At 61.0% G+C, this 24,914-nt stretch carries 21 protein-coding genes and 1 pseudogene; 9 read left to right on the forward strand and 13 right to left on the reverse strand.

Annotation, left to right across the window (positions count from 1 at the left end):
* The first annotated feature begins 121 nt into the window (after positions 1-121).
* On the forward strand, positions 122-1,375 hold the full coding sequence (glyA, locus tag BLS87_RS23570; RefSeq protein ID WP_074756219.1) for a serine hydroxymethyltransferase: 1,254 nt from the start codon (positions 122-124) through the stop codon (positions 1,373-1,375).
* 218 nt (positions 1,376-1,593) lie between these two features.
* On the opposite strand, the gene yjiA is transcribed toward glyA, so the two are convergent.
* The 3 genes from yjiA to BLS87_RS23585 form a co-directional block, all read right to left on the reverse strand.
* A complete protein-coding gene (yjiA, locus tag BLS87_RS23575; RefSeq protein ID WP_074756221.1) occupies positions 1,594-2,571 on the reverse strand; it encodes a GTPase in 978 nt (325 codons plus the stop codon).
* A 152-nt stretch (positions 2,572-2,723) separates the two neighbouring features.
* On the reverse strand, positions 2,724-2,921 hold the full coding sequence (locus BLS87_RS23580) for a YbdD/YjiX family protein (protein ID WP_074756223.1): 198 nt from the start codon (positions 2,919-2,921) through the stop codon (positions 2,724-2,726).
* A gap of 26 nt (positions 2,922-2,947) precedes the next feature.
* On the reverse strand, positions 2,948-5,017 hold the full coding sequence (locus BLS87_RS23585) for a carbon starvation CstA family protein (protein ID WP_074756225.1): 2,070 nt from the start codon (positions 5,015-5,017) through the stop codon (positions 2,948-2,950).
* 136 nt (positions 5,018-5,153) lie between these two features.
* Here BLS87_RS23585 and BLS87_RS23590 point away from each other — a divergent pair, with 136 nt between their 5' ends.
* Positions 5,154-5,522 (forward strand): PilZ domain-containing protein, encoded by a 369-nt coding sequence (locus BLS87_RS23590; RefSeq protein WP_074756227.1) that lies wholly within the window; start codon positions 5,154-5,156, stop codon positions 5,520-5,522.
* Between the two features lie 137 nt (positions 5,523-5,659).
* On the opposite strand, the gene radA is transcribed toward BLS87_RS23590, so the two are convergent.
* The gene (gene radA / locus BLS87_RS23595; RefSeq protein ID WP_074756229.1) at positions 5,660-7,030 is read right to left on the reverse strand and encodes a DNA repair protein RadA; all 1,371 of its coding nucleotides are present in this window, start codon (positions 7,028-7,030) and stop codon (positions 5,660-5,662) included.
* A 197-nt stretch (positions 7,031-7,227) separates the two neighbouring features.
* Here radA and mscL point away from each other — a divergent pair, with 197 nt between their 5' ends.
* The gene (mscL, locus tag BLS87_RS23600; RefSeq protein WP_074756231.1) at positions 7,228-7,677 is read left to right on the forward strand and encodes a large-conductance mechanosensitive channel protein MscL; all 450 of its coding nucleotides are present in this window, start codon (positions 7,228-7,230) and stop codon (positions 7,675-7,677) included.
* Between the two features lie 153 nt (positions 7,678-7,830).
* Here mscL and BLS87_RS23605 read toward each other — a convergent pair whose 3' ends face one another.
* Positions 7,831-8,607, reverse strand: a complete 777-nt coding sequence (locus tag BLS87_RS23605) for a ferredoxin--NADP reductase (RefSeq protein WP_074756233.1) — start codon at positions 8,605-8,607, stop codon at positions 7,831-7,833.
* A gap of 336 nt (positions 8,608-8,943) precedes the next feature.
* On the opposite strand from BLS87_RS23605, the gene BLS87_RS23610 reads away from it, so the two are divergent.
* Together BLS87_RS23610 and BLS87_RS23615 are read left to right on the forward strand one after the other, a co-directional pair.
* A complete protein-coding gene (locus BLS87_RS23610) occupies positions 8,944-9,192 on the forward strand; it encodes a helix-turn-helix domain-containing protein (RefSeq protein WP_074756235.1) in 249 nt (82 codons plus the stop codon).
* 165 nt (positions 9,193-9,357) lie between these two features.
* A complete protein-coding gene (locus BLS87_RS23615; protein WP_074756237.1) occupies positions 9,358-10,482 on the forward strand; it encodes a methyltransferase in 1,125 nt (374 codons plus the stop codon).
* 177 nt (positions 10,483-10,659) lie between these two features.
* On the opposite strand, the gene BLS87_RS23620 is transcribed toward BLS87_RS23615, so the two are convergent.
* Genes BLS87_RS23620 through BLS87_RS23630 form a run of 3 tightly spaced genes read right to left on the reverse strand, consistent with a single transcriptional unit; the run spans position 10,660 to position 13,350 of the window.
* Positions 10,660-10,842, reverse strand: a complete 183-nt coding sequence (locus BLS87_RS23620) for a DUF2474 domain-containing protein (RefSeq protein ID WP_074756239.1) — start codon at positions 10,840-10,842, stop codon at positions 10,660-10,662.
* 57 nt (positions 10,843-10,899) lie between these two features.
* Positions 10,900-11,907: a cytochrome d ubiquinol oxidase subunit II gene (gene cydB / locus BLS87_RS23625; protein ID WP_074756241.1), complete on the reverse strand. Its 1,008-nt coding sequence runs from the start codon at positions 11,905-11,907 to the stop codon at positions 10,900-10,902.
* A gap of 3 nt (positions 11,908-11,910) precedes the next feature.
* A complete protein-coding gene (locus BLS87_RS23630; RefSeq protein WP_074756243.1) occupies positions 11,911-13,350 on the reverse strand; it encodes a cytochrome ubiquinol oxidase subunit I in 1,440 nt (479 codons plus the stop codon).
* Positions 13,351-13,780: 430 nt separating this feature from the next.
* Here BLS87_RS23630 and BLS87_RS35335 point away from each other — a divergent pair.
* Positions 13,781-14,429 (forward strand): annotated as a pseudogene (locus BLS87_RS35335) (MFS transporter).
* A gap of 9 nt (positions 14,430-14,438) precedes the next feature.
* On the opposite strand, the gene BLS87_RS23640 reads toward BLS87_RS35335, so the two are convergent.
* The 5 genes from BLS87_RS23640 to BLS87_RS23660 all read right to left on the reverse strand — a co-directional run bounded on the left by BLS87_RS23640 (position 14,439) and on the right by BLS87_RS23660 (position 20,614).
* Entirely contained in the window at positions 14,439-15,374 is a 936-nt protein-coding gene (locus BLS87_RS23640; protein ID WP_074756245.1) for an alpha/beta hydrolase, read from the reverse strand.
* A 193-nt stretch (positions 15,375-15,567) separates the two neighbouring features.
* On the reverse strand, positions 15,568-16,509 hold the full coding sequence (gene choX / locus BLS87_RS23645; protein WP_074756247.1) for a choline ABC transporter substrate-binding protein: 942 nt from the start codon (positions 16,507-16,509) through the stop codon (positions 15,568-15,570).
* Between the two features lie 369 nt (positions 16,510-16,878).
* Complete coding sequence (locus BLS87_RS23650; RefSeq protein WP_143024469.1) at positions 16,879-19,098, reverse strand: xanthine dehydrogenase family protein molybdopterin-binding subunit; 2,220 nt, start codon at positions 19,096-19,098, stop codon at positions 16,879-16,881.
* Positions 19,098-20,084 carry an FAD binding domain-containing protein gene (locus BLS87_RS23655; RefSeq protein ID WP_074756249.1) on the reverse strand — a complete coding sequence of 329 codons (987 nt, stop codon included), beginning with the start codon at positions 20,082-20,084 and terminating at the stop codon, positions 19,098-19,100. The genes BLS87_RS23650 and BLS87_RS23655 overlap by 1 nt, the downstream gene beginning before the upstream one ends.
* A complete protein-coding gene (locus tag BLS87_RS23660) occupies positions 20,081-20,614 on the reverse strand; it encodes a (2Fe-2S)-binding protein (protein WP_074756251.1) in 534 nt (177 codons plus the stop codon). Before BLS87_RS23660 ends, BLS87_RS23655 begins: the two co-directional genes overlap by 4 nt.
* A 307-nt stretch (positions 20,615-20,921) precedes the next feature.
* Here BLS87_RS23660 and BLS87_RS23665 point away from each other — a divergent pair, with 307 nt between their 5' ends.
* The 3 genes from BLS87_RS23665 to BLS87_RS23675 all read left to right on the forward strand — a co-directional run bounded on the left by BLS87_RS23665 (position 20,922) and on the right by BLS87_RS23675 (position 24,866).
* The gene (locus tag BLS87_RS23665) at positions 20,922-22,214 is read left to right on the forward strand and encodes an NCS2 family permease (protein ID WP_074756253.1); all 1,293 of its coding nucleotides are present in this window, start codon (positions 20,922-20,924) and stop codon (positions 22,212-22,214) included.
* On the forward strand, positions 22,211-23,296 hold the full coding sequence (gene trmA, locus BLS87_RS23670) for a tRNA (uridine(54)-C5)-methyltransferase TrmA (protein WP_074756255.1): 1,086 nt from the start codon (positions 22,211-22,213) through the stop codon (positions 23,294-23,296). The genes BLS87_RS23665 and trmA overlap by 4 nt, the downstream gene beginning before the upstream one ends.
* A gap of 277 nt (positions 23,297-23,573) precedes the next feature.
* Entirely contained in the window at positions 23,574-24,866 is a 1,293-nt protein-coding gene (locus BLS87_RS23675; RefSeq protein ID WP_074756257.1) for an MFS transporter, read from the forward strand.
* Positions 24,867-24,914: the final 48 nt, after the last annotated feature.

Consider the following 24,914-nt stretch of genomic DNA (forward strand, 5'->3'; position numbering starts at 1 on the left):
GGTGCAGCGTCAGGCTGGATGAAAACCGCTTGTCCAGCACATGACCCGCTTTCATATGCCAGATAAAAGCCGATGTTGTAGAATGCCCCCCTTTTCTACTGCCCGATCCCCGAGGACCGCCATGTTCAGCCGTGATTTGACTATCGCCAAGTACGACTCCGACCTGTATGCCGCTATGGAACAAGAAGCCAAGCGACAGGAAGAGCACATCGAGCTGATCGCCTCGGAAAACTACACAAGCCCCGCTGTCATGGAAGCCCAGGGTTCTGTGCTGACCAACAAATACGCTGAAGGCTACCCGGGCAAGCGTTACTACGGCGGCTGCGAATACGTCGACATCGTCGAGCAACTGGCCATCGACCGCGCCAAAGAGCTGTTCGGCGCCGACTACGCCAACGTCCAGCCACACGCAGGTTCGCAGGCCAACAGCGCCGTTTACCTGGCCCTCCTCAACGCAGGTGACACCATCCTGGGCATGAGCCTGGCCCACGGCGGTCACCTGACCCACGGCGCCAGCGTTTCCTCGTCTGGCAAGCTGTACAACGCTGTTCAATACGGCATCGACGGCAACGGTCTGATCGACTACGACGAAGTCGAGCGTCTGGCGGTAGAACACAAGCCGAAGATGATCGTGGCGGGCTTCTCTGCTTACTCGCAGATCCTGGACTTCCCGCGCTTCCGCGCCATCGCTGACAAGGTCGGCGCTTACCTGTTCGTCGACATGGCCCACGTGGCCGGTCTGGTTGCCGCTGGCGTCTACCCGAACCCGGTTCCCTTCGCTGACGTCGTCACCACCACCACGCACAAAACCCTGCGCGGTCCACGCGGCGGCCTGATCCTGGCGCGCGCCAACGCCGAGATCGAGAAGAAGCTGAACTCCGCCGTGTTCCCGGGCGGCCAGGGCGGTCCTCTGGAGCATGTCATCGCCGCCAAAGCGATCTGCTTCAAGGAAGCACTGCAGCCTGAGTTCAAGACCTACCAGCAACAAGTGGTGAAGAACGCCAAGGCCATGGCTTCGGTGTTTATCGAGCGCGGTTTCGACGTAGTCTCCGGCGGTACCGAGAACCACCTGTTCCTGCTGTCGCTGATCAAGCAGGACATCTCCGGTAAAGACGCCGACGCCGCACTGGGCAAGGCCTTCATCACCGTGAACAAGAACTCCGTACCGAACGACCCACGCTCCCCGTTCGTCACCTCCGGCCTGCGCTTCGGCACCCCGGCAGTGACCACTCGCGGCTTCAAGGAAGCAGAGTGCAAGGAACTGGCGGGCTGGATCTGCGACATCCTGGCTGACCTGAACAACGAAGCGGTGATCGATGCCGTTCGTGAGAAAGTCAAAGCCATCTGCGCCAAGCTGCCGGTTTACGGCGAGTGATCTGACGCCGTAGCGGTTGCATGAAAAAGCCCGGCTCTTGAGCCGGGCTTTTTTGTGCGTCAGAAATACCTTTCAATCTGGAATACATAACCTGTGGGAGCCGGCTTGCTGGCGAATGGGGCAGGCCAGACACCGTGATGTCGACTGACACGACGCTTTCGCCAGCAAGCCGGCTCCCACAGTGTATTTGTGGTGTGTCAGTCCGTCGTGAGGTTGAATCAATCCGCCGACACCTTCGCAAACCCTTCTCGAATCTTCTCTTCCGGCAGCTCATCGGCAATGAACACGATCACGCTTTCGCGCTTTTCGCCTTCTGCCCACTCCACGTCGAAATCGAAGCCGTATAACTTCAGCACGCCTTGAAACACCAGTTTGCGCGCTTCGCCGGCGATGTTCAGTACGCCTTTGTAGCGCAGCAGTTGTTTGCCGTGGTCTTCGAGCAGTTCGTTCATGAACTCGCTGAGCTTGTCGATATCCAGCGCCTTGTCGCTGCGCAGGACCAGGCTGCTGATGCGGTCGATCGACCGGCCCGCAGGCGCTGCCGGGCGCAGGGTCATGCCGCCGATGTCTGCGTTCAGGTTAAACCCGCGCACATCGAGCAGTTCGGCCAAATCGATCTTGCCGTGCTCAACGATGCGAATCGGCGCGCGGCGGTTGATGCGCGCCAGTCGCTGGCTCAGGGCTTCAAAGGCCGGCTCGTCCACCAGATCAGTCTTGCTCACCAGCAGGCGGTCGGCGAAACCGATCTGTGCCTGGGCGATGGTCTGTTCCAGATGGGTGTCGGCGTGGGCGGCGTCAACCAGCGTGATGATGCCATCGAGGATATAGCGCTCGCGCAGCTCTTCATCGATGAAGAACGTCTGCGCGACGGGCGCGGGATCGGCGAGGCCCGTGCATTCGATCACCAGGCGGTCGAAAGCGATTTCACCGCTGTCCAGTCGCTCCAGCAGCAGGAACAACGCCTTGGTCAGGTCGGTATGGATGGTGCAGCACACGCAGCCATTGGACAGCGTCATCACCTGCACGGGCTCATCGCCGAGCAATTGCGTGTCGACGCCGGCGTCACTGAATTCGTTTTCGATCACGGCGATTTTCAGGCCGTGCTCTTCCTTGAGCAGGTGACGCAGCAACGTGGTCTTGCCCGCGCCGAGAAAACCACTCAGGACGGTGACGGGAATAGGTTGCGAAACGGTCATGCGTTCTCCTGCTTTCAGATGCGCGCCGACGCTCTCTCTGTGTGCGCGAATTCATTCGCGAGACGTCGGCACAAACAATAGAAGTATCCAAATAAAAACGCGCCACGACAGGCGTGGCGCGCTATTCAAACAAGCTTTACAGAATCAGGCCATCAACAGCACTTGGGCCCACCCTTGCCGCCGTAACGCGCATCCTGGCGTTCCCGAAAGAACGCCTCGTACGTCATCACCGGCTTGTCCGGGTGTTTGTTCTGCATATGTTCGACGTAGTTATCGTAGTCCGGCATGCCCACCATCAGGCGGGCTGCCTGACCCAGATACTTACCCAAACGATTCAGGTCATTGAACATACACAGCTCCTCGCCTTACAGCGCACTCAGTTGGCTTTCGGGAAGGCCTGGAATGGCGCTTCCTTGTCGGTACGCTCTTTCTTGGTCCAGGCCGCGCGGCCTACCTTGATTGCGTAGAACAGGATGCTCAGCACCACGAACAGGAACAGGGTGGTCAGCGCCGCGTTGGTATACGCGTTGAAGATCACGTGCTGCATCTGGTCCATGGTCTTGGCCGGTGCCAGCACCTGACCGGCATCGGCCGCTGTGCTGTATTTCTTCGCCAGCGCCAGGAAGCCTACGGCCGGGCTCGGGTCGAACAGCTTGATGAAGCCGGCGGTCACGGTGCAGATCAGCAGCCAGGACGCTGGCAGAATGGTCACCCACACGTACTGCTGACGTTTCATTTTGATCAGGACTACAGTTGCCAGCATCAGCGCGATACCCGCCAGCATCTGGTTGGAGATACCGAACAGCGGCCACAAGGTGTTGATGCCACCCAGTGGATCGATCACGCCCTGATACAGCAGATAGCCCCACAACGCCACGCAGCCACCGGTGCCGATCGCGTTGGCGGTCCAGGATTCGGTGCGTTTGAGCGAAGGCACGAAGCTGCCGAGCAAGTCTTGCAACATGAAGCGACCGGCACGGGTACCGGCATCCACCGCCGTCAGGATGAACAGCGCTTCGAAGAGGATCGCGAAGTGGTACCAGAACGCCATGGTGTTCTGGCCAGGGAAGGCCTGGTGCAGGATCTGCGCGATACCGACCGCCAGCGTCGGAGCACCGCCAGCACGGGCCAGTACAGTGTTCTCACCGATGTCCTTGGCCGTTGCGATCAGCTGGTCCGGGGTAATCACGAAGCCCCAACTGCTGACCATCTGCGCCACTGCGTTCACATCGGAACCGACGATCGCCGCCGGGCTGTTCATGGCGAAGTAAACACCGGGCTCGATGACGGAAGCCGCCACCATGGCCATGATCGCCACGAAGGACTCCATCAGCATGCCGCCGTAACCGATGTAACGGGCGTTGACTTCGTTATCCAGCAACTTCGGCGTGGTGCCCGAAGAAATCAGGGCATGGAAACCCGACACCGCACCGCAGGCGATGGTGATGAACAGGAACGGGAACAGCGTGCCTTTCCAGACCGGACCGGTGCCGTCGGTGAACTGGGTCAGGGCCGGCATTTTCAGCTCGGGCGCAAGAATCAGAATGCCGATCGCCAGGGCGACGATGGTGCCGATTTTCAGGAAGGTCGACAGGTAGTCACGCGGTGCCAGCACCAGCCAGACCGGCAGCATGGCGGCCACAAAGCCGTAACCGACCAGCATCCAGGTGATTTGCACACCCGTGAACGTAAACAGCGGCGCCCACTCAGGGCTCGCGGCCACTTGGCCACCCACCCAGATCGACAGCAGCAACAGCACCACGCCGACCACGGAGATTTCACCAATGCGGCCCGGACGGATGTAGCGCATGTAAACGCCCATGAACATCGCAATCGGGATCGTCGCCATGACCGTGAACATGCCCCATGGGCTCTCGGCCAGGGCCTTGACCACGATCAACGCCAGCACCGCGAGGATGATGATCATGATCAGGAAGCAGCCAAACAAGGCGATGGTGCCGGGAATACGGCCCATTTCCTCACGGACCATGTCGCCCAGCGAACGGCCGTTACGGCGGGTGGACAGGAACAGGATCATGAAGTCCTGAACCGCACCGGCCAGCACGACACCGGCAATCAGCCACAGCGTGCCGGGCAAATAACCCATTTGCGCAGCGAGCACCGGACCGACGAGCGGACCTGCACCGGCAATAGCGGCGAAATGGTGACCGAACAGGATGTGTTTGTTGGTCGGCACGTAGTCCAGACCGTCGTTGTTCAGCACCGCCGGTGTGGCCCGTGTCGGGTCGAGTTGCATGACGCGGGTGGCGATGAACAAGCTGTAGTAGCGATAAGCAACCAGATAGATAGCGACCGCGGCGACCACGATCCAGAGTGCGTTGATTGCCTCTCCCCGACGCAATGCAACCACTCCCAGGGCCCACGCCCCGAGAATCGCAACAATCAGCCAGGGCACGTGGCGCAGCAGACTATTATTGTTTTTCATTTTTTTTTATTTCCAGCTGAGTGGACTTGTGTGAGCAGCCATCAGAGTTTAGCGCTGCTGAAGCGAAAGGCCACCCCCACAATGGTCTAGCGCGGGTTTTGGCCTATAGTCAAAGCAGCCAAGGAGAAGTCGACTTATGACAGATTCCCACGAAGACCGCCGACGCTTTAAACGCATCGCGTTCGATGCCAAGACTGAATTGACTCAGAACCACAAGACCTGGCCCGTTCATCTGATCGACCTTTCGCTCAAAGGCCTGCTGATCGAACGGCCCTCACCGTGGCAGGGCAACCCTGACGAGCCGTTTATCGTCGACATTCATTTGAACGTCGATATCTTCGTGCAGATGGAGGTGAGACTGACCCACGACGATCACAATCATCTGGGGTTTGTCTGCGAACACATCGGCCTGGAATCGGTGACCCACCTGCGCCGGTTGATCGAGTTGAACCTTGCGGATCACGACGAGCTTGAGCGGGAATTGGCGGCGTTGATTGAGGTTTGACTGTAGGCCGATACCCAACCCCCTGTAGGAGCGCGCTTGCCCGCGATTGGATTGTGAGCCACCCCATGTGTAGCGGATGCACGAATGTTTTCGCGGGCAAGCGCGCTCCTGCACTGTTTTTTATTGTCTGCGGCCCACTACTCCTCAAACAACGCATCCAGCGCCTGATCGAGCCGCGTCACGGCAATCACGGTCAGACCCGGCGGTGATTCCTTAGGCGCGTTGCCCTTGGGCACGATGGCGCGTTTGAAGCCATGCTTGGCCGCTTCCTTCAAGCGCTCCTGGCCACTCGGCACGGGGCGCACTTCGCCCGACAGGCCCACTTCCCCAAACACCAGCAAATCGCCTGGCAGTGCGCGGTTACGCAAGCTGGACATGACCGCTGCCATCAATGCGAGGTCGGACGCGGTTTCCAGAACTTTCACGCCGCCGACCACGTTAAGGAACACGTCCTGATCGTGGGTCGGAATGCCGCCATGGCGATGCAAGACCGCCAGCAGCATGGCCAGGCGGTTCTGGTCGAGACCCAGCGTGACGCGGCGCGGGTTGGACAGGTGACTGTCATCGACCAACGCCTGCACTTCCACCAGCATCGGGCGCGTGCCTTCCCACGTCGCCATGACCACGCTCCCCGCGACGGCTTCCTGCGCACGGGTCAGAAAGATCGCCGAGGGATTGGAGACTTCTTTCAGGCCCTTGTCGGTCATGCCGAAGACGCCCAACTCGTTGACGGCGCCGAAGCGGTTTTTCACCGCGCGCAACAAGCGCAGACGCCCGTCCGACTCACCCTCGAAATACAGCACGGTGTCGACCATGTGTTCGAGGACGCGCGGACCTGCCAACGCGCCTTCCTTGGTCACGTGGCCGACCAGGAAGATCGCCGTGCCGCTCTGCTTCGCATAGCGCACCAGCAACGCAGCACTCTCGCGCACCTGCGAGACGCCGCCCGGCGCTGATTGCAGCTGCTCGGTGAAGATGGTCTGGATCGAGTCGATCACCATGACCTTCGGCTGCTCGATCCGCGCCGTGGCGATGATGCTTTCGATGCAGGTTTCGGTCATGACCCGCAGTTTGTCCTGAGGAAGCCCGAGGCGTCGGGCGCGCATGGCCACTTGCTGCTGGGATTCTTCGCCGGTGACGTACAGCGCCGGCATGCGCTCTGCGATGGCGCACAGGGTCTGCAACAGAATCGTTGATTTGCCGATACCGGGATCACCGCCGATCAACACCACCGAGCCATCCACCAAACCACCGCCGAGCACGCGGTCCAGCTCCGCCGAGTTGGTGGAGAAACGGGGGATTTCCTCGACGCTGACTTCCGCCAGGGTCTTGATCTGCGCCTGCTGGCCAGTCCATCCCGCGCGACCACTCGGCGCCGCTGCGCCGCCGCTTTCGATGACAGTCTCGACCAGGGTGTTCCAGGCGCCGCATTCGCCGCATTGCCCGGCCCATTTGGGAAAGGTCGCGCCGCACTCGGTGCAGCCATACATGCGTTTGGCCTTTGCCATGAAACCCCCGCCGCAAAAAAGGGCCAATCATACCCCAAGGCTCAAACACCTGCGTGCGAAGGGACCGCGAACTACCTTTTTGGGGGATTCAGTAAAACTAACCCGGCCGGAGCCGGTCGATTGCATGGATTACGCGGGATCCGTGTAGCTGACATACACTGCATCCACCACCCTCATCTGTAACAAAGGAATACACCATGAGCGTACTAAGCGAGTTCAAAGCCTTTGCCGTCAAAGGAAACGTCGTCGACATGGCCGTCGGTATCATCATCGGCGCGGCATTCGGCAAGATCGTTTCGTCGTTCGTCGGCGATGTCATCATGCCGCCCTTGGGGTTGCTGATCGGCGGCGTGGATTTCAGTGATCTGGCGATCACCCTGAAGGGCGCGGAAGGTACGACACCGGCCGTGGTGCTGGCTTACGGCAAATTCATCCAGACCGTGATCGACTTCATCATCGTTGCGTTCGCCATCTTCATGGGCGTGAAGGCTATCAACCGCCTGAAGCGTGAAGAAGCCAAGGCCCCTACCGTGCCACCGGTTCCAACACCGCAGGAAACCCTGCTGACCGAGATCCGGGACCTGTTGAAAGAGCAGAACAGCAAACCGGCTGCGCCGCTGCCTGTGAATCCTGATCGGTTGGTTTAAGCAAAGCGCCTCTGCCACACCCCCAGTGGCTCAGCGTAAAACCTTGTGGGAGCGAATTCATTCGCGATGCGGACTATCAGACGCAATCTCTCTAGCGGATGTAACGACCTCGCGCCAATGAATTCGCCCCCACAGTGACGGTGCCCGCTGGCTCTACCAATAATTCTCCACCGCTATCTGCCCCGGCTTGCGGGTCAGGGCCAGGCGCATGTCGCGGGTTTTGAGCAGTGCGCGGGTGTCGTCGATCATTTGCGGATTGCCGCAAATCATCACCCGCGAATGCTCAGGTGTCAGCGCTACCCCGGCAGCCTTCTCCAGTTCGCCATTTTCGATCAGCGTGGTGATCCGTCCGTGGAGCGCGCCCGGATGCTCTTCGCGGGTCACGGTGGCAATGAACTGAAACTTGTGCGCGTATTCGGCCAGGTAATCGCGCTGGGCCAGGCCGGCAATCAGCTCTTGGTACGCAAGCTCTTTGGTCTCACGGGCGCTGTAGACCAGGATGATGCGTTCAAATTTCTCCCACACCTCAAAGTCCTGCAGGATCGAGAGAAGCGGCGCCACGCCCGTGCCTGTGGACAACATCCACAGATCCCGCCCATCGGTGAAGCGGTCGAGGGTCAGGTAGCCCACCGCCTGTTTTTCCACCATCAGCGTATCGCCCGTGCGCAGGCGGCTCAGTTCGCTGGTGAATTCGCCTCCCGGCACCACGATCGAGAAAAACTCCAGGAATTCGTCGAACGGCGACGACACGACCGAATAGGCCCGCCATACCGTGCTGCCGTCAGCCTTGGTCACGCCCAGCCGTGCGAATTGCCCTGCGGTGAAGCGGAAACCCGGATCGCGAGTCGTGCGAAAGGTGAACAGGCTAGGTGTCAACGGCGTCACGTCCAGCAGCGTTTGCCGGGTGAATTTCTCTGCACTGGCGGTCATTGGGCGCTCCTGGCTCCTGTCACTCATTCAAGAGCACCCAGTTTCCCGCAAACGGGCCGCGATAAACACCGCAGGTTTGTAGTGATATCGGTGGAGGGGGCTGGATGGCAATACACGTGTTTTTAGAGCATTTCGCGATCATCGTTATCGCGATCAACGACAACATCACGCGCTGAAGGCTGCAATCTGCTGATTTGAATCGCTTTTTAAAAACGCTGATTACCGCTGGGTTGCTCCACTCGTCAGCAGCCCCAGGCCGATCCCCGACCACAAAATGTTTTTTTCCTAGACTTCAATCAAAAAGGTAGTCAGTACGATCAGGCATGGAGGCTTGCGATGGAACATCAGACATTGGCGTCACCGCAACTGACAGGGGGCGCTACCCTGCCCCACAAGGGGCTGACACTTCGGGAGGCAGAGATACTCAAGTGGTCCGCAGAAGGGAAAACCGCTGCTGAAGTGGCGATGATTCTGGACCTGAAGCTGCGAACGGTGAACTTCCACATCGGCAGCGCCATTCGCAAAATGGGGGTGACGAACAAGACCTCGGCCGTGGTGCAGGCGGCGCTGCACGGAGTGTTCTGATCAAGCGGGGCATGGGGGGATTCAAAGACGATGACGAAAAACCTCAGGTGCGAAAGGTCGAAAAACACGTAAAATCGCGGGTTTCGTGAGTCCGGTAGCAACGGCGCTTACATGACACCCGCCGAGCGCCTGACCGCGTCGCCAACGAATGGACATTCCCTGTACATGCCCCTGCTTACCACGCCTTTCGCCGAGCTCGACCTGATTCGCCAGCCGGAGCAGTCGGATGAACCCTTGCAGGCATTCGACGCCGCCGACGAGTACCTGCTCAACCACGTCGCCGAACAAGGCCTGACGTTACAAACCCGCATGCTGATCCTCAACGACAGCTTTGGCGCCCTAGCCACCAGTCTCGCACCCCATGCGGCCGTCTTCAGCAGCACGGACTCCTTTCTCGGGGTTCAGGCGCTGGAGAAGAACCTGGTGCGTAACGGTCAGGCGTTCGATGCGGTCCCCGTGATTCCTGCCAGCGAGCCGCTGACGGGCCCGTTCGACTGGGTGCTGATTCGCGTGCCCAAGACCCTCGCCCTGCTTGAAGAGCAACTGATTCGCCTGCAAGGGCAATTGGCACCGGGTGCCAAGGTGGTGGCCGCCGGGATGGTCAAACATCTGCCCCGTTCGGCGGGTGAGTTGATGGAAGAGTACATTGGCCCGGTGCAGGCTTCGCTGGCGGTGAAGAAAGCGCGTCTGCTGTTCTGCACGCCGCAGTCCAAGACGTTTCAACCCTCCCCGTTCCCGACACGCTATACGCTGGACGAGCCGAAGATCGAGCTGATCAACCACGCCAACGTGTTCTGCCGTGACGGCCTGGACATCGGTACGCGGGCGTTCTTGCCGCATCTGCCGAAAAACCTGGGCGCAGCGCGCGTCGCGGACCTAGGGTGCGGTAATGGTGTGTTGGCAATCGCCAGCGCCTTGGCCAACCCTGACGCGCACTACACGCTGGTGGACGAGTCGTTCATGGCGGTGCAGTCCGCTCAGGAGAATTGGCAACTGGCGCTGGGTGAACGTGAGGCGGTGATCCGCGCCGGCGACGGCCTTGCGGGTCAGGAACCGGATTCGCTGGACGTGGTGCTGTGCAATCCGCCGTTTCATCAGCAACAGGTGGTGGGTGATTTTCTGGCCTGGCGCATGTTCCAGCAAGCGCGCTCTGCGCTGGTGACGGGCGGCGCGCTGTACATCGTCGGTAACCGCCACCTGGGCTACCACAGCAAGCTGGCGCGGCTGTTCAGAGGGGTTGAGCAGGTGGCGGCAACGCCGAAGTTCGTCATTCTTAAAGCGCGCAAATGATTTTAATGACTGGAGGGTAGGAGTCCGCTTGCCGGCGATGCATGAAGCCGGCCACCTTCAAGGGTGACGGGCAGACCGTAATCGCGGTCAAGCGCGCGCCTACACGTATCCTGCGCGGTCAGGGCGCCGACTAAGAAAAAACCCGCCGAAGCGGGTTTTTTATTGCGCAGAAAACACTCAATGCGACTTCATCCCCGCCGCCGTCATGAACATGCGCAGCAGGCTGGCGAAAATGAACAGGACGAACACACTCCCCGCCCAGATCGTGACCAGCCAGCCGATGCGTTTCCAGAGCGGCGACTTGCGCGCGGGATCTTCCTCGTGCGCGGGTTGGTCATGAAAGGATTCTTTACCGGACATCGCTGAGCCCTCTTCTTCCGGAAACGACCCCGAGTTTAAACCGGAGCCGAACGCCAACTAGTGGTAACCGTCTTCGTGGGTGACCTTGCCGCGGAACACGTAGTAGCTCCAGAAGGTGTAACCCAGGATGAACGGGATGATGAACAGTGTCCCGACCAGAATGAAGCCCTGGCTTTGCGGCGGCGAGGCAGCGTCCCAGATCGAAATCGACGGCGGTACGATGTTTGGCCACAAGCTGATGCCCAGACCGCTGTAGCCCAGGAAGATCAGCACCAGCGTCAGCAGAAACGGCGTGTAGTTCGCATTACGCTCGACCGCCTTGAACAGCCCGTACATGGTCACCAGAACCAGTGCCGGCACCGGCATGAACCAGAACAGATTCGGTACGCTGAACCAGCGATCGGCAATATCCTGATGCGCCAGCGGGGTCCACAGGCTGACGATGCCCATCACCACCAGCGTCGCGATCGCCAGAGGCCGCGCCAGATCATGCATGGCCTTCTGCAGACCGCCTTCGGTCTTCATGATCAGCCAGGTGCAACCGAGCAACGCGTAGGCCACGATCAGCGCCAGGCCGCAGAACAGCGAGAACGGTGTCAGCCAGTCGAGCCCGCCGCCGGCATAAGCTCGGTTGACCACCGGGATGCCATCGATGAACGCGCCCAGCGCAACGCCCTGGAAGAACGTCGCCACCAGCGAACCGCCGATGAACGCCTTATCCCACAGGTGACGCTTGGCGTCGGTGGCCTTGAAACGGAACTCGAACGCCACACCACGGAAGATCAGCCCGATGAGCATGAAGATCAGCGGCAGGTACAACGCTTCGAGGACAACCGAATAGGCCAGCGGGAACGCGCCGAACAGCGCCGCGCCACCCAGTACCAGCCAGGTTTCGTTGCCGTCCCAGACCGGTGCGACGGTGTTCATCATCACATCGCGGTCGGATTTGCCTTTGATGAACGGGAAGAGAATGCCGATCCCGAGGTCGAAGCCGTCCATGATGACGTACATCATGATGCCGAAGATGATGATCACGGCCCAGATCAGTGGAAGATCAATACCCATGGCTCAGTTCACCTCACGCAGGCTATCTTTGTGCCCTTCTTCGGTGCCTTCGTCGGCAGCGGAGAGAGGACGTGCAGGAGTGCGTTTCTGGCCGGGACCGCCGTGAGGCGTGTCATCGCCTTCATGGGTTTTCGGTCCTTTGCGCACCAGGCGCATCATGTAGCCGAAGCCCGTGCCGAACAGCAGGAAATACACCACGACGAACAGCACCAGGGTGATCGTCAGTTGCCCCACGCTGTGGTTCGACGACGCGTTGGCTGTGCGCATCAACCCGTAGACCACCCACGGCTGACGCCCGATTTCAGTGGTGAACCAGCCCGCGAGCATCGCGATCAGGCCAGCGGGGCCCATACACATGACCAGGCGCAGGAACAGGCGATTGGTGTATAGCCCGCCGCGCCAGCGCAGCCAGGCACTCCAAAGCCCCACGAAAATCATCAACATGCCCAGCGCCACCATGATGCGGAACGACCAGAACACGATCAGAGAGTTGGGGCGGTCCTCAGGCGGGAAAGACTTGAGCGCCGGAATCTGTCTATCCAGGCTGTGGGTCAGGATCAGGCTGCCCAGATACGGGATCTCAATCGCGTATTTGGTCCGCTCCTCTTTCATGTCCGGAATACCAAACAGAATCAGCGGGGAGGGTTCGTCACCCACGTTCTCCCAGTGACCTTCAATGGCCGCGATCTTGGCCGGCTGGTGCTCCAGCGTATTCAAACCATGGGCGTCACCGACCACCGCTTGAATCGGCGCAACGATCAGCGCCATCCACATGGCCATCGAGAGCATGCGGCGAATGGCCGGATTATCACGGCCGCGCAGCAAGTGCCAGGCCGCCGACGCACCCACAAAGAACGCGGTGGCCACGAACGCGGCAATCGCCATGTGCGCCAGACGGTAGGGGAACGATGGGTTGAAGATCACCGCCAGCCAGTCCACCGGAATGATGCGGCCGTCGACGATTTCATACCCTTGCGGGGTCTGCATCCAGCTGTTGGAGGCGAGAATCCAGAAGGTGGAAATCAGCGTACCGACCGCGACCATGACGGTGGCGAAGAAGTGCAAGCCACGGCCGACACGATTCCAGCCAAACAGCATCACGCCGAGGAAGCCGGCTTCGAGGAAGAAGGCGGTGAGCACTTCGTAGGTCAGCAACGGCCCCGTGACCGCCCCCGCGAAGTCGGAGAACCGGCTCCAGTTGGTGCCGAACTCGTACGCCATGACCAGACCGGAAACCACCCCCATACCGAAGTTCACGGCAAAGATCTTCGACCAGAAGTGGTAGAGATCCCGGTAGGTATTGTCGTGAGTCTTGAGCCACAGGCCTTCGAGCACAGCGAGAAAACTCGCCAGACCAATGGTGATGGCCGGGAACAGGATGTGAAATGAAACGGTGAACGCAAACTGGATTCGGGCGAGATCGAGTGCCTCTAAACCGAACATAGGTCTTCCTCTATCAGGTGAAACCGGCTTCGGACCTTGGGGCCCTCAGCGTCTGCCCCCACGGTGTATTGAGTACGACGTAATGCGTTTGTTCTTTTTAGTTCGCGCTCAGGCCACAGGCCAGAAGACGACGCGGGAGTTCTGTCAAGCCGCCCGGTCAATCCACATGTATCGCGCAATTGATTCAGGTCAACCAACGATCAAAGAGTAGTCCCATTTCGGCAGGTGAACTGCGTGGCCTTTTGTCGCGTGGCGAGTTGCCTCACCCCTTGATACAGAGCAGTTTCGGGAAAACCGGAGCAGAGGGCTTCGGCGCCCACCGAGTGCGTGTCCAAGCAGATCCGAGGCAACGCCCTGTTACAAAAAGAGGTACTGATGCAAAGTGGCAACCTTGTGAAACCCTCCTTTTTCCTTTGCTGGCTGTCGTCCAATGCCGACTCAGCCCCCTGCTCTGCTCCGTCACCATCGACCGTTCGTCGCATTCTGGCTCGCCCGGATCTTTACGGCCAGCGGTTTTCAGATGCTCACCGTGGCCATCGGCTGGAATCTCTATCAGTTGGCCGGCAACGTGCTGGACCTGGGGCTGGTCGGTCTGGTCGAATTCGCACCGCGGGTGCTGTTCATGCTGCACACCGGGGGCATGTGGCGGATCGGTACGATCGACGCAAGGTCGCCGCGATTTGCCAGACGTTGCAGGCGTTCATTGCCTTGGCCTTGACGATCGGCGGCCTGACGGACAGCGTGACATTCTGCTGACCGGCCCGTGGGGCCTTGGCTTGCTGCGTTCGGCGCCTGCGGTGGGTGCACTGGGCATGTCGTTGTTTCTCCAACTGGAGACGCCCGACGAAATGCGCGGCCGGGTAAGTGCTGTGAATGGCTTGTTCATCGGCGCGTCGAACCAGTTGGGCGAGTTCGAGTCCGGTCTGACAGCGCACTGGTTAGGCACCGTGCCCGCCGTGGTGCTCGGTGGCGTCGGCACGCTGGCGATTACCGGGTTGTGGATCAAACTGTTCCCTGGCCTGGCAAAGCGCGACCGGATGAGCGAGGTCGTGGCAGAGGCCGAGAAGGCTGCGGTCTAGGAACCACGCTCACAACGAGCTGCGGATAAACCCCAGCAATGCAGAAACAAGGCGGCGGTAAAGGGCATCCACCTCAGGTACGTGCCCCTTGCCTCTCAGGCTGCCATGCACCAGCCCCAAGCCGGGATCGAACTCGGTCGCCACGCCGGCTTCGCGCAAGGCCCGCTCATAACAGCTGCCGTCATCGCGCAGCGGATCGAACTGGGCCACCGCAATAAACGCAGGCGCCAGCCCTCGAAAATCGGTCGCGTTCAATGGCATCGCGTAGGGCGAACGCTCGCTCTCATTCATATAAAGCTGGCGGTAAAACCCAAGGTCCGCCGTGCTGAGCAGCGGCGCATCGACACACTCGGTACGCGAGGGAAGATCGTCGCCGCCCCCCAGGCCTGGATACACCAACGCCTGCCCGACGGGCTGTCGCTCCCCCGCATCGCGTAGCGCCAGGCACACGGCCGCTGCCAGATTTGCGCCCGCACTGTCACCGGCAATCGCGACTCGATGGGGGTCGATGTCCATCCGCGGCGCCTGAACCTGCAACGCATGCCAGACCGCCAGACAGTCACCAAATCCCGCCGGGAACGGATGCTCGGGCGCCAGTCGGTAGTCCACGGCAATCACCACGGCATTGAGGTCGATCGCGAGCGCCGCTGTAAGAAAGTCGTGTGAATCCAGATCGCCCACCACCCAGCCGCCGCCGTGCAGGTACATCACGCAAGGTGCCGGGTATTCGGCAGAGAGGTAGCGAGGGCGGTAGCTGCGCACCAGGACACCCGCGAGCTGGAGGTCCCTGACGTCGAGATCCTGAGAACGGGCGGGCGTGAAGGCTTCGCACATGCGCGAGTAAGCGCGGCGCTGGTCAGCGATCTCCAGCGATGCGACGCTGAAACTCAGAGTCTTTTCGATGAAGCCGACCATGGCCGGCGACAGCGAAGCGTAAGTGGGCATGTGTGGCTCCAGCCCGTCGGAACCGCCGGGATCGAGGGAGTTACCTGGCGTGTAGAACGTGAACACTGTGAGATCGAACGCGCCCGCGATTCGGTGGTTCGGTCGCCTTGGATGGGGCGACCGTACAGACGTCTCGCGAATGAATTCGCTCCCACAAGGTAAGCACGCGGGCTTGAACAGATCCACCTGCGGCTTATTTATTGACCGCGACCTGCACGGCAGACGCTGCGTCCTTGCCATCAAAGGTGGTCACGCCGTCCAGCCAGCGCTTCATGTCTTCAGGATGATCCTTAAGCCACTGTTTGGCGACGTCAGTGGGCGCCTTGCGGTCCATGATAGGCACCATCATCTGGCTTTCCTGAGCGGCGGTGAACTTCAGGTTGCTCATCAGTTTGTTCACGTTGGGGCAACGCGTTGCGTAATCCGGTGCGGTCACCACCGACACGGTGGCTGCGCCTTCGCCCGGACCGAACACGTCCTCGCTGCCGGTCAGGTACGCGATCTTCATGTTGATGTTCATCGGGTGCGGGGTCCAGCCCACAAACACCACCCACTCGTTACGCTTGGTCGCACGCTGCACGGCCGCCAGCATGCCCGCCTCGCCCGACTCCACCAACTGGAAGCCACCGAGGCCGAACTGGTTCTTCTCGATCATGCCCTTGATGTTGGCGTTGGCGCCGGTGCCGGGCTCGATGCCGTAGATCTTGCCGCCCAGTTTGTCCTTGAACTTGGCGATATCGGCAAAGGTTTTCAGCCCGCCATCGGCCACGTATTGCGGCACGGCCAGCGTCGCCTGGGCGTCGTTCATGCTCGGTGTGTCGAAGACTTTCACCTGATTCGCAGCCACGAACGGTGCGATGTTCTTGTCCATCGCCGGTTTCCAGTAACCCAGGAACACGTCGAGTCGGTCATCGCGCAAGCCGCCAAAAACGATCTGCTGCGCCGCACTGGTCTGCTTGACCTCGTAGCCCATGTTTTGCAGCAGCACTTCCGCCACCGCACTGGTCGCGATCACGTCGGTCCAGTTGACCACACCCATCCGCACGCTCTGACATTTGGCCGGCTCGGCTGCCATCAAGGCGGTACTGCTCAGCATCAACACACCGCAACTGATCTGACGAATAAATCTCTTCATGCGTGCTCCTCGGGTCGGCTCGTTATTTTATTCAGCTCTTTTCGGCAGTTTTTCTAAGGCTTCAAGACCCACGGCAATCCGAATGCTGCCGCGTTGGAGCAAATTACGCAGCAGCCCCTCGCACGAAGCGCACCAGCGCGACCTTTGGTTGCACTGGAGCGACATTGGAAGTGTTCCCGACTCTGAGTCTGATGGAGATCCACTGGAGCGCGAATTCATTCACGAGCGGTTGGCTCTAACGAAACACAGGTTCATGCATGGCCCATTGTAGGAGCGCGCTTGCCCGCGATTGCAGACGGTCAGTCACCCTCAATGAACCTGACACAGCGCAATCGCGGGCAAGCGCGCGCCTACAAGAGGCGCGGCGGTTTAGAGCACCTTATCCAGCGTAATCGGGAAATCCCGCACCCGCTTGCCGGTCGCGTGATAGACCGCATTGGCGATGGCCGAAGCCACGCCGACGATGCCGATCTCGCCGACGCCCTTGGAACCCAGTTCGTTGACGATGTCGTCGTTTTCCTCGACGAACATCACGTCGATGTCGCCAATGTCCGCGTTCACCGGGATGTGGTACTCGGCCAGGCTGTGGTTCATGAAGCGGCCCAGATGCTGATCGTTCTGGGTCTCTTCATGCATCGCCTGGCTGATGCCCCACACGACGCCGCCGAGGATCTGACTGCGTGCGGTCTTGGGGTTGACCACCCGGCCAGCGGCCACGGCGCTTACGACCCTGTTGACACGCACGGTGCCCAAGTCCTCATCGACCAGTACCTCGACGAACACCGCCGAGTGGGTCGCGGTCGAATAGCCTTCGCGCTTTTCATCCGGTTCGGCGTCTACCTGGACCTCCAGTGTTTCGTGGGACGACGCGCGCACGATGTCGGCGTACGAAAACCGCTGCCCACGAATGTGCAGGCAACCGTCGCCGAAGCCGACCTCTTCCATGTCCACCACCGCGAACTCGGGATGGGCCATGCGCACGGCATCCAGCAACTTGGCGCGCAACGCCCGGCACGCTTGCTGCACCGCCGTGCCGACGGACGATACCGTGAAGGAGCCGCCCTGCAGCGGCGCCGTCGGCAGCGAGGAGTCGCCGAGCACGAACGTAACGTCCTGGGGCGTCATGCCCGCCGCTTCGGCTGCGATCTGGGTCATGACCGTGTAGGTGCCGGTCCCGATGTCGGTGGTCGCACTGCTGACGGTCAGCTTGCCGCTTGCGTCGATGCGCGCCTTGGCACTGGCTTTCATCTGCATGGCTTCCCACACGCCACCGGCCATGCCCCAACCCACCAGTTGGCGACCTTGGCGCATGCTGCGTGGCTCGGAGTTACGCTGGCTCCAGCCGAAGCGGTCGGCGCCCTGCTCGTAGCAGGCGAGCAACTCTTTGCTGGAGTAAGGCTTGTCTTCGTTGCCGTTACGGTCGGCGAAATTGATCGCGCGCAGTTTCACGGGATCGACGCCGGTCGCATACGCCAGTTCATCCAGCGCACACTCCAGACCGACCATGCCCGACGTCGCGCCCGGCGCACGCATGTCCAGCGGTGTATACACGTCCAGCGGCGCAAGTTTGTAGGTCAGCTGCACGTTGTCGCATTGATAGAGCATGCCGCTCCACTCGACCACGTGCTCAGTGAAGTCCTCGAATCGCGAGGTCTGGCCGATCACGTCGTGACCCACTGCCAACAGGCGCCCGTCGGCGGTCGCGCCCAGCCGCAAGCGTTGCAAGGTGTGGGGGCGATAGCCGAACGTGAACATCTGCTGGCGCGTCAGGGTGACGCGAACCGAGCGTTTGAGATGCAGCGCGGCCATGACCGCCAGAGGCAGCTGGTATTGCGGGCGCAAGCCGGAGCCGAACGCGCCGCCGACGAACGCCGCCAGGACACGGATCTTGTCCTTCTCCAGGCCGAACACCTTGTGCAGGTAATCCTGGCAGTTCTGCGTGCCTTGGGTCTTGTCGTGGATCTCAAGACTGCCGTCATCCTGATACATCACGGTCGACGCGTGGGGCTCCATCGGGTTGTGATGCTCGTTCGGCGTGCTGTAACACGCGTCCACCGTGATCGCAGCCTGAGTAAAGGCGGTCTCGAAATCGCCGCGCGGCTTGGGGGTTTCAGCCGGCGCCGTGTGCGCGTTCCCTTGTGCGGCCATCAGGTCGGTCTGGTGAGCGTCGGTTTCATACTCGATGCGCACCAGCGAGCCTGCGTGACGCGCAAGCTCGAGGGTGTCGGCCACGACCAGCGCCAGCGGTTGCCCGCTGTACAGCACGCGATCGTTATACAGAGGCCGGAATGGCGAGCCTTCGGCTGAGTCCGCGTCCTCGTAATCCTTGTCGTAACTGGCAACATGCGGCCGGTTGGTGTGGTCAATGACGGCGACGACACCTTTGACCTGCAAGGCTCGCGAGGCGTCAATGCGCAGCACGCGGCCGCACGCAATATTGCTGGACACCACGCTGCCAAACAGCAGGCCGGCTTGCGGGTATTCGCCGGCATAGCGTGCCTGGCCGGTGACCTTCAGGTGACCGTCGACGCGATCCAGCGGTTGCCCGACGGGTGAAACATAGCCGGGTGGATTGATCTTCGCGTTCATCAGGCTTTACCTCCTGTTGCCGCGTCGCTGAGCGCACGGACGATGGCGCGTTGCGCCAGCTTGACCTTGAAGGCGTTGTGTTCGAGCGGTTTGGCGTCACGCAGGATGGCTTCGGCTGCCGCCACGAAATTCTCCCGGGACACCGGTTGCCCTATGAGCGACTGCTCAACCGCTTTGTCACGCCACGGCTTGTGCGCCACCCCGCCCAGGGCCAGGCGCACGTCGCGAATGATGTCGCCGTCCAGTTCCAGCGCAGCCGCGACCGAGACCAGCGCGAAGGCGTAGGACGCACGATCGCGAATCTTCAGATAATGGCTGTGTGCAACAAACCCTTGGGGCGGGAGTTCGATGGCAGTGATCAATTCGTCATCGGCCAGCTGGTTGTCGCGCTGTGGGGCGTCTTCCGGCAGCCGGTGAAAGTCGGCGAATTCGATGGTGCGTTTGCCGCCCCGACCTTCCACATGCACAACGGCATCCAGCGCGGCTAGGGCCACGCACATGTCCGACGGGTGGGTGGCCACGCAGTCCTCGCTGGCGCCCAGGATCGCGTGAATCCGGTTCAGGCCGTCTTTAGCCGGGCATCCGCTTCCCGGCTCGCGCTTGTTGCAAGGCACCGCCGAATCGTAAAAGTAGTAACAACGGGTGCGCTGAAGCAGGTTGCCGCCGGTGCTGGCCATGTTACGCAGCTGAGGCGAGGCGCCTGCCAGGATGGCTTGCGACAGCAACGGGTAACGCTGCTCGACCAAGGGATGCCACGCCAGATCGGCATTGCTCACCATCGCACCGATCAACAGGCCGCCACTGGCGGTTTCCCGGACGTCCTTGAGCGGCAGGCCGGTGATGTCGATCAGGTGTTCCGGCCGGGCGATGTTTTCTTTCATCAAATCCAGCAGGTTGGTGCCGCCCGCGATAAAGCGGCTGGCCGCTCCGGCCAGGCTGATTGCCTGACTGACGTCGACGGGCTTGCTGTAATGGAAGGGATTCATGCGTCGATCCCTCCTTCGCTGACGGCCGATGCCTTGGCAGCCGATTGCGGCAAGGCCTCTTCGACCGCCGCGAGGATGTTGGTGTAGGCGCCGCAGCGGCACAGGTTGCCACTCATCAACTCTTTGATCTGGTCAGCGGTCTGCGCCCGGCCTTCGTTGGCCAGCCCGACTGCCGAGCAAATCTGACCCGGCGTGCAGTAACCGCACTGAAAGGCGTCATGTTTGATGAACGACTGCTGCATCGGATGCAGCGTGTCGCCGTCCGCCAGCCCTTCGATGGTGGTCAACTCGGCGCCGTCGCACATGACCGCCAGGGTCAGGCAGGCATTGACCCGCTTGCCATCGCGCAGCACCGTGCACGCCCCGCACTGTCCGTGGTCACAGCCTTTCTTGGTGCCCACCAGATCGAGCTGTTCACGCAATACGTCCAGCAATGTCGACCACGGCTGCACGTTCAATTGTCTGGACTGGCCGTTCAGGGTCAGAGCAATGGCATGCTCTGCGAAGGCCTGGTTAGTTGTCTCGCTCATTGCAAACCTCACGGTAGGTACGCGTCTGCGCAGTCAATCTGCGTCTCATGAGGTACGACTGGCGGGTTTTCCCAAACGTTCAGGGTTTGTGATGAGCGTGCCGGGTGCCTGGGACCCCAAGGGCGTGGGAACCCAAGCGCGCGTGCCCTTCCATACCGATCAACGTCAGCAGCCTTTCACGGGGGACGCTGGTATGATGCGCGGCTTTTTGCGACTGGCAGAATTTGTGCAAGCTCTTTTCGCGAGCTGTGCTTTGCTGTTTTAGTCGATTTCATTAATGGCGCATTGCGCCACCGGGGAGCCACACATGCTGGAGCGGCTGTTTCAACTCAAGGCACATAACACCAATGTGCGCACGGAAATCCTGGCCGGCGTCACGACGTTCCTGGCCATGGCCTACATCCTGTTCGTCAACCCGAGCATCCTCGGCGCGACCGGCATGGACAAAGGCGCCATCTTCGTCGCGACCTGCCTGGCAGCCGCCATCGGCTCCACGGTCATGGGCCTGATCGCCAACTACCCGATCGCACTGGCGCCGGGCATGGGCTTGAACGCTTTCTTCACCTACACCGTGGTGCTCCATATGGGCCACACCTGGCAAGTGGCGCTGGGTGCGGTGTTCATTTCCGCCGTGATGTTCTTCCTGCTATCGATCTTTCGCATCCGCGAATGGATCATCAACAGCATCCCGCTGCCGCTGCGTTCGGCGATTGCCGCCGGTATCGGTCTGTTCCTGGCACTGATTGCCCTGCACAACGCTGAAATCGTGGTCAGCAACCCGGCCACCATGGTCGGTCTGGGCGACCTGGCCAAACCGGCTCCGGTGCTCGCGGCGCTGGGCTTTGCCCTGATCGTGGCGCTGGAAGCCCTGAAAGTGCGCGGCGCGGTGCTGATCGGCATTCTGGCCGTGACCATCATCTCGATCCTGATGGGCTTTTCGCCGTTCGGCGGCGTGGTGTCGATGCCGCCTTCGCTGGCACCGACCTTCCTGCAGCTGGACATCGCCGGTGCCCTGAACATCGGTCTGGTCAGCGTGATCTTCTCGTTTCTCTTTGTTGATCTGTTTGATAACTCAGGGACGCTGATCGGCGTCGCCAAGCGCGCAGGCCTGATGGGCAAAGACGGCCACATGCCGAAAATGGGCCGTGCGCTGATCGCCGACAGCACCGCCGCCATGGCCGGTTCGCTGCTGGGCACCTCGACCACCACCAGCTACATCGAATCCGCAGCCGGCGTCAGTGCCGGTGGCCGCACCGGCCTGACCGCCATCGTGGTCGCGGTGCTGTTCCTGCTGGCGTTGTTTTTCGCGCCCCTGGCCGGCAGCGTTCCGGCCTTCGCCACCGCCCCGGCCCTGCTCTTCGTGGCCGTGCTGATGACCTCGGGTCTGGCGGAAATCAACTGGGACGACATCACCGAAGCGGCGCCCGTCGTGCTCACCGCGCTGGCGATGCCGTTCACCTATTCCATCGCCAACGGCATCGCGTTTGGTTTCATTTCCTGGACAGTGATCAAGCTGTTGTCGGGCCGCGCCCGTGAACTGAATTCAGCGCTGGTCGTGCTGTCGATCCTGTTCGTCATCAAGCTGGGCTTCTATCCATGAGCAGCACGTTCGACCCTGCGAGCTACAGCCGTCAGCTCGATGAAAAAGCCGATCGTCTTCGTGAACTGCTGAAGCCGTTCGACGCGCCGGAACCTCAGGTCTTTGACTCGCCGCGTGAGCACTACCGCCTGCGCGCCGAGTTCCGCCTGTGGCGCGACGACGGCAAACGTCACTATGCGATGTTCACGCCGGGCGACAAGTACACGCCGATCCTGATCAACGATTTCCCGATCGCAAGCCTGCAGATCAATGCATTGATGCCGGTGCTGCGTGATCGCTGGGAAGCCAGCAAGACGCTTAACCACAAGCTGTTTCAGGTCGACTTCCTGACCACGCTGGCCGGCGACGGCATGATCACCCTGTGCTACCACCGTCCGCTGGATGACGCCTGGAAGCTTGAAGCCGAGCAACTGGCCGCGGACTTGAAGGTCAGCGTGATCGGTCGCTCCAAGGGGCAACGTCTGGTGATCGGCCGCGATTACGTGACCGAGGAGCTGGACGTCGCTGGACGCACGTTCAGCTATCGCCAGCCAGAAGGCGCATTCACCCAGCCCAACGGCACGGTGAACCAGAAAATGCTGAGCTGGGCGTACGACGCGCTGGGCGACCGTGAAGATGACCTGCTGGAGCTGTATTGCGGCAACGGCAACTTCACGCTGCCGCTGGCGACCCGCGTGCGCAAGGTGCTGGCGACCGAAATCAGCAAGACCTCGGTCAACGCCGCCTTGAGCAACCTGGCGGACAACGCGGTGGATAACGTGTCGCTGGTGCGTCTGTCGGCTGAAGAGCTGACCGAAGCGCTGAACGATGTGCGTCCGTTCCGGCGTCTGGCCGGTGTGGACCTGAAGAGCTACGAGTTCGGCAGCGTCTTCGTCGACCCGCCGCGTGCGGGCATGGACCCGGACACCTGCGAACTGACCCGTCGTTTCGAACGCATCCTGTACATCTCCTGCAACCCGGAAACCCTGGCGGCCAACATCGCGCAACTGCACGACACCCACCGGGTGGAGCGCTGCGCACTGTTCGATCAGTTTCCGTACACGCACCATATGGAGTCTGGGGTGTTGCTGGTCAGACGCTAAGCGAATGCGAAACACATTCACCTGTGGGAGCTGCTGGAGGTTACGACAGTGGCGAATGCGATGGGTCATTCAAAACATCAGTGTCTGACCCGGCGCCTTCGTCCGAACGCGGCCCGCAGCAAGCCGGCTTCCACAGGTCCGCGAGATGCCAGTCGGCGCTGCGGCGAAGTCAAATAACATCGCACCGCTCATCATTAAATTTGTGACAGTAACCGGCATATACCTGCATACCGGTGTATAACAATCGGCCGTCTTTCCGTTCGATGGATGCCTTGCCTTGAGTTCCGAATCGCCCGCTTCGCCCTCCGGATCTGCCTCTGAAAGCGTGCTTCGGCAGCCTGGCTTTTTCGAGTTTCTGACGGCCCGCCTCGCAGCCGTGTTTGCCATGCAGATTCAAGCGGTGGTAGTCGCCTGGCAGGTCTATGACATGACCCGCAGCCCGATTTCGCTGGCGTATGTGGGCCTTGCGCAGTTCATCCCGATGTTGCTGTTGCTGATGCCGGCCGGCGACCTCATCGACCGCTACGATCGCAAACTGATCCTGACCATCAGCTGGACCGTCCAGGCGCTGTGCAGCCTGATGCTGATGCTGTTCTCGGTCACCCACCATCAAGACACCCGGTTGATTTATGCCACGCTGGCGTTGTTCGGCTGTGCCCGGGCGTTCACCGGTCCGGCCCTGCAAAGCCTGCTGCCGCAGGTCGTGCCGCGCGAAAAACTCGCCTCGGCCATCGCCACCAACAGCATGATCATGCGCATCGCCACCATCGCCGGACCGCTGGTGGGCGGCGGCCTGTACGCGGCGGGCGGCGGCGGTTTGACCTATTCGGTGTGCATGGCGAGTTTCATAGCCGGCGTGCTGCTGCTGACCCGCGTGCCGGTGCTCTATGCCGGTAAAAAGCAGATTCTGGAATCCACCGCCTGGAAACGCTTCACGGCGGGCATCGCGTTCATTCGTTCGCGCCCGATCATTCTGGGCACCATTTCGCTGGACCTGTTCGCCGTGCTGCTGGGCGGCGTGGTCGCCTTGCTGCCGATCTACGCCCACGAAGTCCTGCACCTGGGCCCGCAAGGCCTGGGGGCGTTGCGCAGTGCGATGAGTCTGGGAGAGGTCGGCACCGGCCTTTATCTGAGTGTCCGGCCGTTTGATCGCAATGTCGGCATGGTGATGTTCATTGCGGTCGCGGTGTTTGGCCTCGCGAACCTGGTGTTCGCGCTGTCGACGCTGTTCTGGCTGTCGTTGTTCGCTTTGATGATTGCAGGGGCTGCGGACATGGTCAGCGTGTATATCCGCTCGACGCTGGTGCAGTTCTCGACCCCCGACGACATGCGCGGTCGGGTCAATGCGGTGAACATGCTGTTCATTGGTTCTTCCAACGAACTGGGCGAATTCCGCGCGGGCAGCAGCGCTGCGCTGTGGGGCGCTGTCCCTGCCGCGATCATCGGCGGATTGTGTACGTTAGGAGTAGTGGGTACTTGGATGGTGGGCTTCAAGGCCTTGCGGCAGGTGAATCACTTTGCCGATGCGTCGCCCGCCGAAGTGACCGAGAAGCAGACAGCGCGGGTGTGATCCAGGTTCATTGATTGACACCGTACCTGTGGGAGCGAATTCATTCGC

It is taken from the genome of Pseudomonas abietaniphila (assembly GCF_900100795.1).
Lineage (GTDB): Bacteria > Pseudomonadota > Gammaproteobacteria > Pseudomonadales > Pseudomonadaceae > Aquipseudomonas > Aquipseudomonas abietaniphila.